Raw genomic sequence first — 12,081 nt, 5'->3', positions numbered from 1 at the left:
CTCCTCACGGGGGTGGAGCGTCGCCGGGGGCCCGGGGCTCGCAGGGGTTCGGCGGGGGCAGAGGCTCAGCGGCTTCGGCGGGGCGTTCCCGGCCGGGCGTGACGGTCCGGAGTCACGGCTCGGCCGGGCGGGGGTGCCACTGCCCGCGTGACTTGAGCACGTCGCGCAGGCCGCTGATGTTGTCCGTCATGATCCCGTCGACGCCGAGATCGAGCAGATGCGCCATCGTCACCGGGTCGTTCACCGTCCACACGTGCACCTGCATGCCGATCGCGTGCGCGGTCCGCACGAGGGCGCGGGTGGTCACCCGCAGGCCGCGGAACCCGATCGGCGCCTGCGCGCACGGCACTCCCGACCGGGCCAGCCCGGACAGCAGCCTGCCGTACCCGCCTCCCATCGCGGCCGTGCGCAGGGCGGCCAGGCCGCGCGGGCCGAGCGAGAAGCAGACCTCCCGGTCGATCGCGCGCCGGGCGCGGGCCAGCCGCGCGTCGGAGAAGGAGGTCAGGCACACGCGGTCGTAGGCGCGGGTGCGGCGGATCGCCCGGGCCAGTGGCGCGATGGCGGCGCTCTCCTTGACGTCGATGTTGAGCCGCACGTCCGGCCAGGCGCCGAGCAGGTCCTCCATCAGCGGGATCTCGTGCCGGCCGCCGATCCTGGCGCTGCGCACCTCGCGGTAGGGCAGCCGGGAGATGCGGCCGGTGCGGTCGGTGACGCGGTCGAGAGTGTGGTCGTGGAACGCGAGCAGGACGCCGTCGGCGGTCGCGTGCGCGTCGGTCTCCAGATAGGTGTAACCGAGCTCGACCGCCCGGGAGAAGGCGGCCATGGTGTTCTCGCGAGCCTCCGCCGCCCCGCCTCGATGCGCGAAGGCGAGCGGTCCGGGATGGTCGAGGAACGCGAAACGGCGATGCACGAGAGGAGTATGCCGGGTTCCGGCCAAACAGTCAGCGCACCAAGATGAACATTTGCGTCACAAGAGTCCCTTGTCATCCATGTCCGACGCTCCTTGTCCGGTCCGGTCGCGCGCCAGGAGGCCGGCCAGGTGGGCGGCGATGTCGTCGATCGTGGGGTGATCCCAGGCCAGGGTCGGCTCGACCAGGAGGCCGACGGCCTCCTCCACGTCGACGCTCAGACTGAGCGCGTGGATCGAGTCCAGACCGTAGGAGCGGAGCTTGACCGACGGGTCGATCTCCGCGGGTGGCCGCCCGACATAGACGGCCACCCGCTCGATCAGCCATCGGCGCAGGTCGTCGTGGGGCCCGAAGGCGGTGTTCATGCGACGGTCTCCAGCAGGTCGTTGAGCGCGGGTTCCAGCTCGGCGTGCAGCGGGCTGAGGGTTCCGCTGAGGAACAGCTCCCGCATGTGGCGGCGGCGAAGCTTGCCGCTGGTGGTCTGCCGCACCGCGCCACGGGCCACCAGCATCAGGCTCAGCGGGATGCCGAACTCCCGCGTCACCTGGTCCATGACGCGGTCGGCCGTCTCGCCGAGGTCTCCCTGTCCCCGCCGCATCTCTTGGACCACAACGACGTGCTCCCCGCCGTCCGCGCGGCGGACGCCGAAGGCGGCGCTGCGCCCCGCGGCCGGGTTGGCCCGCGCGGCCGCCTCCTCCAGGTCCTGCGGATAGAGGTTGCGGCCGTTGACGATGATCACATCCTTGATCCGCCCCGTCACGTAGAGCTGGCCGTCGAGCAGGAACCCCAGATCCCCGGTGCGCAGCCAGCGCCCGTGCTGTGCGGAATCGCCGGATCGGAAGGTCGCGCGGGTCTCCGCCGGGCGGCCCCGGTAGCCGAGGGCGACGCTGGGGCCCGAGACCCAGATCTCCCCGATCTCGCCGTCGGCGAGGGAGCGCGAGCCGTCCGGTTCGACGATCCGCAGGTCGAGCCCGGAGACCGGGCCGCACGCGACCAGGGGAGTCCCCTCGGGCGCCGGGACCGCCCGATGCCGTTCCAGCGCGGAAGGGTCGAACCGCCGCACGGTCACGCCCTGCCCCTGGGGCACGCAGGTGACCATCAAGGTGCACTCGGCCAGGCCGTAGCCGGGATTCCAGGCGGTCGGGCGGAAGCCGGCGGGAGCGAACCGCCGCTCGAACTCGGCGAGCGTGTCGGCGCGGATCGGCTCGGCTCCGCTCACGGCCATGGTCAGTGAGGACAGGTCGAGGCCGGCGAGTTGCTCGTCGGTGATCCTGCGCGTGCACCAGGCGTATCCGAAGTCCGGCGACACCGTCCAGTCCGCGCCGTACCGGCTGATCAGCTCCAGCCAGCGCACCGGCCGCGCGACGAATGAGGCCGGTGACATGAACACCAGGTCAGCGCCCGTATGGAGCGCCTGCAACTGGAGGCCGACCAGGCCCATGTCGTGATAGTGGGGCAGCCACCCGGCCAGCCGCCGCACCGGCCTGTCCCGGGCGAGCAACCGGAAGAGCTCCAGGTTGTGCAGCAGGTTGCCGTGCGAGACCTCGACTCCGCGCGGGTCGCTCGTGGAGCCGGAGGTGTACTGCAGATAGGCGATGGTGGCGCCGGTCATGGCCGGCGGGGTCCAGGCGTCCGGATCGGCGGCGGCGTGATCGGCCACACAGGCCGAAAAGGCGGACAGCTCGGACACGTGCCCGGAATCGGTCAGGACCAGCCGCGCGCCCGCGTCCCGCATCAGTGTCCGTACGCGGCTCCCGTGCGCCGCGCCCGTGTCCGGCAGGGGAGCGGGGATCGCCGGCACCCGGGCGTAGAGACAGCCGAGGAACGCGACGGTGAAGTCGAGCCCCGCCGGGTAGAGCAGCAGCACCGGCTGATCGGTCAGGCCGCGTCCGGCGAGCCACACGGCGGTGGCGCGTGCCCGCCTGTCCAGCTCGGTGAAGGGGAGCCGGACCGGGCTGCCGTCGTCCCGCACGAAGACGAACTCCCGATCGTCGGCGAGGCGGGCCCGTATGTGTGCGACGAAGTCGGTCATTCGGGCAGGCCCTCTCGTACGTACCAGGAGATCAGCCGGTCGAGGGTCGAGCGGGTGACGGCGGGCGGGGCCGTCGCGTCCCGCCACGCGAATTCGTAGTGGTGCCGGAAGTAGACCGCGGTGTACTTGGCCCGCATGTTGACCACCGCCTCGAACCGGCTGAACGGCCTGTCGCGGATCTCTTCGAGCGTGGCGGGAACCAGTTCGATCGGCAGGTGGGCGTTGATCACGTCGAACAGGTCGCGCACCGGCACGGTGGCTCCGTTCACCACGTGGGAGACCGGACGAACCCGGTCCGCGGCGGCGAGCGAGTCCAGCCGGGAGACCGTGGTGTCGACGGGGGTCAGGTGGAGGTTGGCGTCCGGATGGCAGGGGATGCGGACCCGCTCCCCGGGCGTGCGCCGGGCGAAGAAGGCGATCACGCGGAGGAAGTCGTACAGACCGTAGTCGGTCAGCGCCCGTCCCGTGCGGGAGTGCCCGACCATCACGCCGAGCCGGGCCACCAGGGCGGTGCCCTCGCGGACGGACCGCGACCGTGCCAGCGCGATCTCCGCCTGGCGTTTGGAGTATTCGTAGAAGTTGCGGAACCGGTCCGGCGGATCGTGCGACGGCCAGTCCTCGGGCACGGGGCCCTCGGTGTCGAGCCCGCACTGATAGGCCGTCCCGACGAGGATGTAACGCGAGCCGGGCCGGGCGTGCCGCTCGTAGGCGGACAGCGTGTTCGCCGATCCCGTCACGTTCACGTCCAGGAGTTCCTCCTCGCGGCGGGGGAAGAAGGTGACGAGCGCGGCGACATGCCAGTAGGTGCAGGGCTCGGCGAACACCTCGGCTACCGGAAGGCCGAGGTCCGGCTCGTCCAGCGCCAGCCCGCGCACCCGGAGGCGTCCCGCCGGGGACTCGTCGAGGCCGAGGCAGCCCAGCGCGTCCGCGACCCGGCGGCGCACCACCTCCGCGGAGGCGCGGGCGAGGGCGATCACCTCGTCGCCCTGGGCGAGCAGTGTGCCGATGAGATGAGAGGCCACGAAGCCGTTGGCCCCGTCGATCACGTGAATCCGCACCACGGCACCTTCCCACAAGTGGTCGCGGAAGGTAAAGTCGCGGTCGCTCACGGTAACGGAACTCGGGAGGGGTCCATGCTCAACGACCTGCAGCAGCGCAAGCTGACCCATCTGTTCACGCTTCTGGACGTGGACGACGACGGGACCATCGACAAGATGGACTACACCGCCTCGGCCGACCGGCTGGTCAACGCCTTCGGGTTCGCGCCGGGCTCCACGCAGTCGCAGCGGGTCCGGGACCGGTACGCGCGGCTGTGGGACGAGGTCACCCTGCCCATGGACGCCGACGGGGACGAGCGCGTCGAGCTGAAGGAGTTCATGGCCGGGTTCTACCGGTTCGTCACTCAGCCCGAGGCGGGCTACCACACCCACGTCGCACCGGTCGCCGACGCCTTCTACGACCTCATGGACACGGACGGAGACGGGAGGATCACCCGGACCGAGTACCTGCGGATGGCCGCGAGCGCCTTCCGCATGTCGGAGGCGAACGCCGCCGCCGCGTTCGAGCGTCTCGACCTGGACGGCAACGGCTCACTGAGCCGGCAGGAGCTGCACATGGCCAACGAGCAGTTCTTCCGCAGCCCGGACGCGGAGTCCCACGGCAACTGGCTGTTCGGCCCGCTCCCCACGCAGAACTGACCCCACGCAGAACTGACCCCGCGCGGGCTGAGCCGGTGTGGGCTGAGCCGGTGTGGGCAGGGGGCTCGCGGCGCGGTCGCGCCGCGAGCCCCTGTGTGGTCCCGTTGATCGTTTCAGTGGGCGGCTACCCGCGGGACGGCGCCCATTCCTGCCGCCGGCTCTCCGCCATCGCGATGGCCGCGGCGATGGCCACGTTGACCGAGCCCACCCGGCCGACCTGGGGGATGTAGGCCACCGAGTCGGCCGCCTCCAGGCAGGCGGGGGAGCAGCCGTGGTCCTCGCTGCCGAGCACCAGGCAGACGTCGCCGTCGAGCTTGGCCTCGTGCAGGGGGGCGGCGTCGCCGGTCAGCTCGACGGCGACCACCCGGAACCCCTCCTCCCTCGCCGCGCGTACGGCCTCGGTCACCGGGACGGGCTCGTGCCAGTCGACCAGCCGGTCGGTGCCGAGTGCCGTCTTCTGGGCCTTGGGGTTGGTGGGCGGGGTGGCGTTGCCGGCCAGCCAGATCGTCTCCGCGCCGAAGGCGGCGGCCGTACGGAAGATCGAGCCGATGTTGAAGGGGCCGGTCACCGACTCGAGGATCAGCGCGAGACGCCCCTCGGTGTTGCGGCGCCAGGTGCGGTTGAGCCGCTTGACGTCGGTCGGCTTGAGCTGCCTGCGCGGGTTGGGAGTGCTCATCGCTCCTTGCTCTCTCGCTCCTGGAGGTCTCGCTCCAGGATCTCGGCGGGGCGGGCGTCGACCCGCAGCACACGGTAGGCGGACCGGGAGGCCAGCCGTGAGGTGGGCAGGCCCTGGTCGCTCAGCCAGCGCTGCAGCGAGTCGGAGCCCAGATGCTTCTGCACGACCAGATACGCGCTGCCGTCGGGGGTGAGCCGGCCGAGCCACCGGGTGAGCATCTCGTGGAGCGCGGCCTTGCCGATCCGGATGGCCGGGTTCGACCAGATGGCCCGGAACCTGACGTCCTCCGGCATCTCGTCGACATGAACCGACCTTACTTTGTCAAGGCCGGCGCTCTTGGCGTTCCGCGCGCAGAGCTCCACCGAGCGGCGGTTGACGTCGACGGCCCACACCGTGGCCTTCGGCGCCCGCGACGCCATCGTCATCGCGACGGGCCCGTATCCGCACCCGAGGTCGAGCAGGTCGCCCTCGGCCGGGGGCGGGGGCACGGTCTCCAGCAGCACCCGGGTTCCCGGGTCGATCCGCTCGGGGGAGAACACCCCGCGGTCGGTCTCCAGCCGCAGGTGCAGATCCGGGAGGACCAGGGCGACCGAAGCGGGCCGGCTGGCCGCCTGTGGGCTCTCCTCGAAGTAATGGGCCACGTGCCCAAACGTACCAACGCCGCGGACCTGTGATCTCCGCGCGTGCGAGGACCGGGGACAGGCTGAAACACTTCCGGCCTTCCGGACACGTACGAGATGACGGAGAAAGCGGTGAAAGGGGAGTATCGGTGGCCCGCTCGGACCTGAGGCGTCGTTTCGAGGAGATCTATCTGGCGCACTACGCGGATCTCCTCGGATACGTGCGCCGCCGCACCGAGTCCCCCGAGGACGCGGCCGACACTCTCGCCGAGACCTTCGCCACCGCATGGCGCCGCATCGGCGACGTCCCGGCCGGCCCGTCGGCCCGATTATGGCTGTACGGAGTGGCCCGGAGGGTGCTGGCCAACGGGCGCAGGGCCGAGACCCGCAGGAGCGCGCTCGTGGAGCGGCTCGGCGCGGAACTCGGCCAAGGGGACGACCGCGATCGGACGCCGGACCACGAGGATCTCGACGCCGTACGTGCGGCGTTCCGGCACCTCGGTCCCGACGACCGTGAGGTGCTGGCGCTGGTGAGCTGGGAGGGGCTGGGATCGGCGGAGATCGCCACCGTGCTGGGCTGCTCGCGCGGAGCCGCCCGCCTCCGGCTGCACCGGGCCCGCAAGCGACTGACCAAGGAGCTGACCCGCGCGGGAGTGGACGTGGCCCGGTACGGCGTCCGGATGCCCGCAATGGCGCGAGGAGAGGCATGATGACCTACGACCGCGATGACCTGCACCGGCTCGTCGCCGGCATCGCTCCTGCCCCCGGCCCGGGGATGACGCCGGCCGCCCTGGACCTGCTGGAGGAGATCGTCTCCGGCCCGGTTCCGGCGGACCGGCGCCGTGTGAGGGCAGCGGTCACCGGGGCCGCCGGGACCATCCTGCGCAGCCGTCGGCTGGTTCCCGCGATCGTCTCGCTCACCGCCGTTCTGCTCGCCGTGGGCTGGCTCGTGCCCGGGGCGGCCGGTCTCGGCCCCGCACCCGCCTCCGCCGCGCTCGACATCAGGCCGGAGGGTGACCACTACGTCGTCAAGGTGCGGGACCTTTTCGCCGCTCCCGCGATGTACCAGCGCGAACTGCGCGAACGCGGCCTGGACGTGGAGGTGCGCCTCGTGCCGGTCTCGCCCGCCTCGGCCGGGCAGGTGTTCTACCTCGACGGCACCACGGACCGCAGCGCCATCACCGCGATCGAGAAACCCGGCGAGTGCGCCCGCTTCGGCGGCTGCCCCATCGGCTTTCGCATCCCGGTCCGGTTCCGGGGGCACGCGACCGTGTACCTCGGCCGCGCCGCACGGGCGGGGGAGCGCTACGGAATCCTGGAGTCCTTCGACCTGGAGGGCCAGCCCTTCCACTGCGTGGACTACGTCAACAAGACCGTCGCACAGGTCCTGCCACTGCTCCGGGAGCGCGGCCTGCGGGCGGAGTTCACTTCCTACATCACCAAGGGGCCGAGGCCGACCGCCCCCGCCGGCTGGTACGTCCACGGAGGGGTGATGGTGGCCGACGGGCAGGCGCTCGTGCTGGTCAACCCCACTCCGAACCCCCAGCCGCGCCCCACGGACGCCTTCTGCCCCGACGGTCCCTGAGACCCCGGCGTCCCTGAGACCCATGCCCCCAGCCATGCCCACAGTCATGCCCGGCTGTCGCGTGCGAGCGCCGCCCTGCCGGATCTTCCCTCAACGAATGGGTGCTTCATGCCCGCATACATCCGTGCCCTGCTCCCGGTTCTCGCGGGGATCAGGCGTCACCGGGTCTTCACGGTCACGCTCGTCGCCGCGGCCGCACTCAGGGTGATCACCATGCTCGGTTATCCGCCCGCCCGGATGTACTGGTACGACTCGTTCGCCTACCTGCACAACGCCGTCCATCTGCAGCCGGATCAGGGGTTCCACCCGATCGGGTACCCCCTGCTGCTGCGCGCCCTGCTGCCCTTCCACAGCGTCGGGGTGGTCGTCGCCGTGCAGCACGCGATGGGCCTCGCGACCGGTGTGGTCGTCTACGCGGCGCTGCGCGGCAGGGGACTACCCGGCTGGGCCGCCGTGGCCGCCTCGGCGCCGGTGCTGTTCGACGCGTCGTTCCTCCGTCTTGAGCACGCCGTGGTGTCCGACACGCTGTTCATCCTGCTGGTGGTCGCCGCCACGGCCCTGCTGGTCCGCCGCCCGGCGCCGTCGGCGCGTGCCGCCGCGACCGCCGGCCTGCTGCTCGGGGGCGCCGCCCTCACCCGGACGATCGCGCTGCCGCTGATCCTGCTGGTCCTGCTGGTGCTCGCCGTCCGCCGCGTGCCCTGGCGCCGGCCGGCCGTGCTCGCGCTGGCCGGGCTGCTGCCGGTCGCCGCGTACGCGGCGTGGTACGGCGGGGTCCACGGCCGCATCGGCATCAGCGGCTCGGACGGGGTGGCGTTGTGGGCCCGTTCGATGACCTTCGCGGACTGCGCGGTCATCCAGCCTCCGCAGGACCTCGCGCCGCTGTGCCCGAACGGGACCGTCCTCGACGCCGCGGGGGAGTACGTGTGGGCGAAGGAGTCCTCCCTCAACCGGCTTCCCGGCGGACACGTCGCGCTCAACGACCGGGCGCGTGCCTTCGCGCTGCGTGCCGTCGCCGCCCAGCCGTTGGACTACCTGCGCGAGGTGGTGAAGGACACGGCGCTCGCGTTCCCCTGGACCCCCGTCGCCCACCCGGCGCGCGCCGTCCCCGCGTTCGGCTTCGCCCTCGGCACATGGCCGCTGCCCGCCGGCCAGCCGCTGGCCGACCAGGTCAGGCGGGAGTACGACCCGGATCTCACCGGCATGCGCTCGGTCCGGCCGTACGCCGACCTGCTGATCGCCTACCAGTACCCGGCCTACCTGCGCGGGCCGCTGCTGGCCGCCGTCCTGCTGCTGGGTTTGACAGGGGCGCTGCGGCGACCGGGGCGGGCGGCGGCGCTGCCGTGGGCGGTCGCCGTGACGTTGCTGGTCGCGCCGGTGGCCGTGCTCGACTTCGACCACCGCTACGTGCTTCCCGTCGTGCCCGTGGGGTGCCTGGCGGCCGGGCTGGCCTTCGCCCGGCCTCCTCGCCGCGCGGCGGTGCGGAAGGCCGGTGAGACGCCCCGCGAGGCGCCGTCTGCTGAACGCGGCGGGTGACGGGGTCAGGGGATGCGGGCGCCCAGCAGCATCGCCGCCGCGGCGGCCAGCAGGCCCGCGACGATCGCCGCGACGAGGAACCGCTGGGTGATCTCCTGGTGCACGACCTTGTAGCCGAGCGAGGTGCCGATCTGCGTGTACACGTCGCGCAGTTCGCTGCCCGACTCCGCGGTGTACGCCCGGCCTCCGGTGCCGTCCGACAGCGACTTCAGCGTGGTCTTGTTGACCGGCACCTGCACCGCCCGGCCATCGATCGTCACCGTTCCGTCGGGCGTGCCGTACGCGATCGTGGAGACCGGCACCTTGGCGCCGACCGACGCCTCGATGGCCTCGTTGACCGACCGCCCGGAGGTGTTGTCGCCGTCCGACAGCAGCACGATGGCGGACGGGGGCGGATCGCTGACGGCCCGCTGGTCGAACGACCTGATCGAGTCGAGCGAGTTGAACACGGCCTCGCCGATCGCCGTGCCGGGCCGGGTGGTGAGGCTGGAGATCGCGGTGTTCACGGCGGCGTGGTCGGTGGTGGGGGAGACCACGACGGAGGCCGATCTGGCGAAGGCCACCACTCCGACGTTGAACCGCTCGGGCAGGTCTTTCACGAACTGCTGGGCGGCCTGCTTGGCCGCGACGAGCCGGGTGGGCGGGACGTCGGCCGACTCCATCGACAGCGACACGTCCACGGCGACCATGATGGTGGCGCGGTCGCGGGGCACCCGCACCTCGCCCGCGGGCCGGGCGGCGCCGAGGACCAGCAGGCTCATCATGACGAGGAACAGCACCGCCGGCACGTGCCGCCGCCAGGTGGGCCGCTCGGGCGCCACCAGCGACAGCAGCGCGAGGTTCGTGAAGCGCACGGTGTAGCGGCGGCGCGCGAACTGCACCGCGACGTACGCCGCGATCAGCGCGGTGACGAGGACGAACAGCCAGAGCCAGCCGGGGGCGAGGAAGGTCATGCGCCCGCCTTCCTGTTCGCGGCCCGGCGCAGCAGGTGGGAGGCCCGCCGCTGGCGCAGCACGAACTCGGCGATGTCGAACACCCAGTCGCGGTCGGTGCGCAGCACCAGGTGGGCCGCCCCGGCCCGGCGCAGCGCCGCCCGGGTCTCCAGGCGCTGCTCGGCCGCCGCCTCGGCGTACCGCTCCCTGAGCGCGTGCGACAGGTGGACGCCGCGCGAGCGCCCGGTCTCGGGGTCGGAGAGGGTGACGAACCCGACGTCGGGCAGCTCCAGCTCGCGCGGATCGATGATCTCCACGGCGAGCACCTGGTGCCGCGCGGCCAGGCGGCGCAGCGGCGGCTCCCAGGAGTCGGGCGAGTCGAGGAAGTCGGAGACGACCACCCGCAGCCCGCGTTTGCGGTGCGCCGTCGCCATCATCTCCAGAGCCTCCCCGAGGTCCACCGCGCCCTGCGCCGGCGGCGCGCTGAGCAGCGAGTGCAGCAGAGCGTACAGCCGGGGCCGGCCGGGCTTGGCCGGAAAGCGGTGCACGTCGTCGCCGTGCAGGATGTAGGCGCCGAACCGGTCGCCCACCCGGCCGGCCAGGATCCCGATCGCTCCAACGGCGCTGATGGCCAGGTCGCGCTTGGACATGTCGGCCGTGCCGAACTCCATGCTGGCCGACAGGTCGGCCACCGCCCAGGTCTCCAGCTCCCGGTCGGCGATCAGGTCGCGCACGTGCGGGACCGTCGTGCGCGCCGTCACCGCCCAGTCCATGCGGCGCACGTCGTCCTCGCCGGGCACGTACACGCGGGTGTCGCCGTGCTCGCTGCCGGGCCCGGGGATCAACCCCTGGTGGCGGCCCTGCAGCAGCCCGTCCAGGCGCCGCACCACCGTCAGCTCCAGCCGCCGCAGCGCCTGGTCGGGGTTGGCCCCGCTCATCGCATGCCCTGGTTCCACACGACGAGCGGCGGCGGCACCGCCTGCAGGACCCGGCGTACGACGTCGTCGGGGTCCACCTCGTCGGCCAGGGCGTCGAAGGTGAGCATCAGCCGGTGCGACATGACGTCGACCGCCACGTCGCGGACGTCGTCGGGCAGCAGGTAGTCGCGTCCGCGCAGCAGGGCCAGGGCCCGTCCGGCGGCGATCAGGCCCAGCGTCGCCCGGGGGCTCACCCCGATCTCGATCGTGTCCTGCAGGTCGGCCAGGCCGTAGTCCGCCGGGGTGCGGGTGGCCATGACCAGCCGTACGACGTAGTCGGCCACGAGCTGGTGAACTGAGACCTCCTCGGCCATGTCCTGCAGCCGTACCAGCGTGGCCGGGTCGAGCACCGGCCTGGGCACGGGCGGGCGCACGCTCATCCGCTGCAGGATCTCCAGCTCCTCGTGCGCGCTCGGATGGGACACGCGCACCTTGAACAGGAACCGGTCGCGCTGCACCTCGGGCAGCGGGTAGACGCCTTCCGACTCGATCGGGTTCTGCGTGGCCAGCACGACGAACGGCCGGGGCAGCGGATGGGTGCGCCCCGCGAGCGTCACCTGCCGCTCGGCCATCACCTCCAGCAGGGCCGACTGCACCTTCGCCGGAGCGCGGTTGATCTCGTCGGTGAGCAGGAAGTTGACGAACACCGGCCCGAGCTCGACGTCGAACCGCTCCGAGCTCGGGTGATAGACCCGGGTGCCGACGATGTCGCTGGGCACCAGGTCGGGGGTGAACTGGATGCGGGCGAACGTGCCGCCCACGACGGTGGCCAGCGTGGAGGCGGCCAGCGTCTTCGCGACCCCCGGGACGCCTTCGAGCAGGCAGTGTCCCCGGGCGAGCAGCGCCACGAGCAGCCGCTCGACCATGTGCTCCTGTCCGACGATCACACGCCGGACCTCGGCCAGCGCCTCCCGCAGGGCGTCCAGCCGGACCTCGCTCTCCTCCTGCTCCGTCACGCCCTTGCCGGGCTCCGGGTCACTGCGTTCATCGGCAACGGTCATGCTCGTTATTCAATCGTGACTCGGCTGGAGAATCCATTTCTCTCCCATTTGCCCGTCCCGGCGCGTGCCACACCCCTTGACGCGCCCGCGTGTTCCGCCGGAGGGGGTGTGTTTTGATGT

Annotated in this window: 13 protein-coding genes; 4 read left to right on the top strand and 9 right to left on the bottom strand. The window is 72.1% G+C overall.

Going from position 1 to position 12,081, the window contains the following annotated elements; genetic code table 11:
* Window positions 1-112: 112 nt before the first annotated feature.
* From ACGFIB_RS20705 to ACGFIB_RS20690, 4 genes are read right to left on the bottom strand one after another with little or no spacing between them, the layout of a single operon-like run.
* A complete protein-coding gene (locus tag ACGFIB_RS20705) occupies window positions 113-910 on the bottom strand; it encodes a glycerophosphodiester phosphodiesterase (protein WP_142574830.1) in 798 nt (265 codons plus the stop codon).
* A 57-nt stretch (window positions 911-967) separates the two neighbouring features.
* A complete protein-coding gene (locus ACGFIB_RS20700; RefSeq protein WP_393374040.1) occupies window positions 968-1,273 on the bottom strand; it encodes an acyl carrier protein in 306 nt (101 codons plus the stop codon).
* Window positions 1,270-2,940 carry a fatty acyl-AMP ligase gene (locus tag ACGFIB_RS20695; protein WP_393374037.1) on the bottom strand — a complete coding sequence of 557 codons (1,671 nt, stop codon included), beginning with the start codon at window positions 2,938-2,940 and terminating at the stop codon, window positions 1,270-1,272. The genes ACGFIB_RS20700 and ACGFIB_RS20695 overlap by 4 nt, the downstream gene beginning before the upstream one ends.
* A complete protein-coding gene (locus tag ACGFIB_RS20690; RefSeq protein WP_393374034.1) occupies window positions 2,937-3,998 on the bottom strand; it encodes an SDR family oxidoreductase in 1,062 nt (353 codons plus the stop codon). The genes ACGFIB_RS20695 and ACGFIB_RS20690 overlap by 4 nt, the downstream gene beginning before the upstream one ends.
* 75 nt (window positions 3,999-4,073) lie before the next feature.
* On the opposite strand from ACGFIB_RS20690, the gene ACGFIB_RS20685 reads away from it, so the two are divergent.
* Window positions 4,074-4,637 carry an EF-hand domain-containing protein gene (locus ACGFIB_RS20685; protein ID WP_191050329.1) on the top strand — a complete coding sequence of 188 codons (564 nt, stop codon included), beginning with the start codon at window positions 4,074-4,076 and terminating at the stop codon, window positions 4,635-4,637.
* 124 nt (window positions 4,638-4,761) lie between these two features.
* Here ACGFIB_RS20685 and ACGFIB_RS20680 read toward each other — a convergent pair whose 3' ends face one another.
* A complete protein-coding gene (locus tag ACGFIB_RS20680) occupies window positions 4,762-5,313 on the bottom strand; it encodes a TrmH family RNA methyltransferase (protein ID WP_393374031.1) in 552 nt (183 codons plus the stop codon).
* Window positions 5,310-5,954, bottom strand: a complete 645-nt coding sequence (locus ACGFIB_RS20675) for a class I SAM-dependent methyltransferase (RefSeq protein WP_393374028.1) — start codon at window positions 5,952-5,954, stop codon at window positions 5,310-5,312. The genes ACGFIB_RS20680 and ACGFIB_RS20675 overlap by 4 nt, the downstream gene beginning before the upstream one ends.
* Window positions 5,955-6,082: 128 nt before the next feature.
* On the opposite strand from ACGFIB_RS20675, the gene ACGFIB_RS20670 reads away from it, so the two are divergent.
* From ACGFIB_RS20670 to ACGFIB_RS20660, 3 genes are all read left to right on the top strand, one after another.
* Complete coding sequence (locus ACGFIB_RS20670) at window positions 6,083-6,643, top strand: RNA polymerase sigma factor (protein WP_393374026.1); 561 nt, start codon at window positions 6,083-6,085, stop codon at window positions 6,641-6,643.
* The gene (locus tag ACGFIB_RS20665; RefSeq protein WP_393374024.1) at window positions 6,640-7,518 is read left to right on the top strand and encodes a hypothetical protein; all 879 of its coding nucleotides are present in this window, start codon (window positions 6,640-6,642) and stop codon (window positions 7,516-7,518) included. Before ACGFIB_RS20670 ends, ACGFIB_RS20665 begins: the two co-directional genes overlap by 4 nt.
* A 108-nt stretch (window positions 7,519-7,626) precedes the next feature.
* Window positions 7,627-9,051, top strand: a complete 1,425-nt coding sequence (locus tag ACGFIB_RS20660; RefSeq protein ID WP_393374021.1) for a hypothetical protein — start codon at window positions 7,627-7,629, stop codon at window positions 9,049-9,051.
* A gap of 5 nt (window positions 9,052-9,056) precedes the next feature.
* Here the strand turns inward: ACGFIB_RS20660 and ACGFIB_RS20655 are convergent, their stop codons facing one another.
* The 3 genes from ACGFIB_RS20655 to ACGFIB_RS20645 are packed head-to-tail and all read right to left on the bottom strand — an operon-like array spanning window position 9,057 to window position 11,961.
* Window positions 9,057-10,004, bottom strand: a complete 948-nt coding sequence (locus tag ACGFIB_RS20655; RefSeq protein WP_357249014.1) for a VWA domain-containing protein — start codon at window positions 10,002-10,004, stop codon at window positions 9,057-9,059.
* Window positions 10,001-10,921, bottom strand: coding sequence for a DUF58 domain-containing protein (locus ACGFIB_RS20650; protein WP_357249011.1), 921 nt, complete (start codon window positions 10,919-10,921; stop codon window positions 10,001-10,003). The genes ACGFIB_RS20655 and ACGFIB_RS20650 overlap by 4 nt, the downstream gene beginning before the upstream one ends.
* Window positions 10,918-11,961: an AAA family ATPase gene (locus ACGFIB_RS20645; RefSeq protein WP_142574840.1), complete on the bottom strand. Its 1,044-nt coding sequence runs from the start codon at window positions 11,959-11,961 to the stop codon at window positions 10,918-10,920. The genes ACGFIB_RS20650 and ACGFIB_RS20645 overlap by 4 nt, the downstream gene beginning before the upstream one ends.
* Window positions 11,962-12,081 lie beyond the last annotated feature (120 nt).

The sequence above is a fragment of the Microbispora bryophytorum genome (assembly GCF_043197435.1).
GTDB classification, from domain to species: Bacteria; Actinomycetota; Actinomycetes; order Streptosporangiales; family Streptosporangiaceae; genus Microbispora; species Microbispora bryophytorum.
Note: the sequence above shows the minus strand (reverse complement) of the source record. Positions and strands in the feature narration are given on the sequence as shown.

Excerpts from the sequence above, each read along its gene's own strand:
- ACGFIB_RS20700 (WP_393374040.1), bottom strand. The coding sequence starts at position 1,273 with ATGAACACCGCCTTCGGGCCCCACGACGACCTGCGCCGATGGCTGATC.
- ACGFIB_RS20695 (WP_393374037.1), bottom strand. The coding sequence starts at position 2,940 with ATGACCGACTTCGTCGCACACATACGGGCCCGCCTCGCCGACGATCGG.
- ACGFIB_RS20685 (WP_191050329.1), top strand. The coding sequence starts at position 4,074 with ATGCTCAACGACCTGCAGCAGCGCAAGCTGACCCATCTGTTCACGCTT.
- ACGFIB_RS20680 (WP_393374031.1), bottom strand. The coding sequence starts at position 5,313 with ATGAGCACTCCCAACCCGCGCAGGCAGCTCAAGCCGACCGACGTCAAG.
- ACGFIB_RS20665 (WP_393374024.1), top strand. The coding sequence starts at position 6,640 with ATGATGACCTACGACCGCGATGACCTGCACCGGCTCGTCGCCGGCATC.
- ACGFIB_RS20660 (WP_393374021.1), top strand. The coding sequence starts at position 7,627 with ATGCCCGCATACATCCGTGCCCTGCTCCCGGTTCTCGCGGGGATCAGG.
- ACGFIB_RS20655 (WP_357249014.1), bottom strand. The coding sequence starts at position 10,004 with ATGACCTTCCTCGCCCCCGGCTGGCTCTGGCTGTTCGTCCTCGTCACC.
- ACGFIB_RS20650 (WP_357249011.1), bottom strand. The coding sequence starts at position 10,921 with ATGAGCGGGGCCAACCCCGACCAGGCGCTGCGGCGGCTGGAGCTGACG.
- ACGFIB_RS20645 (WP_142574840.1), bottom strand. The coding sequence starts at position 11,961 with ATGACCGTTGCCGATGAACGCAGTGACCCGGAGCCCGGCAAGGGCGTG.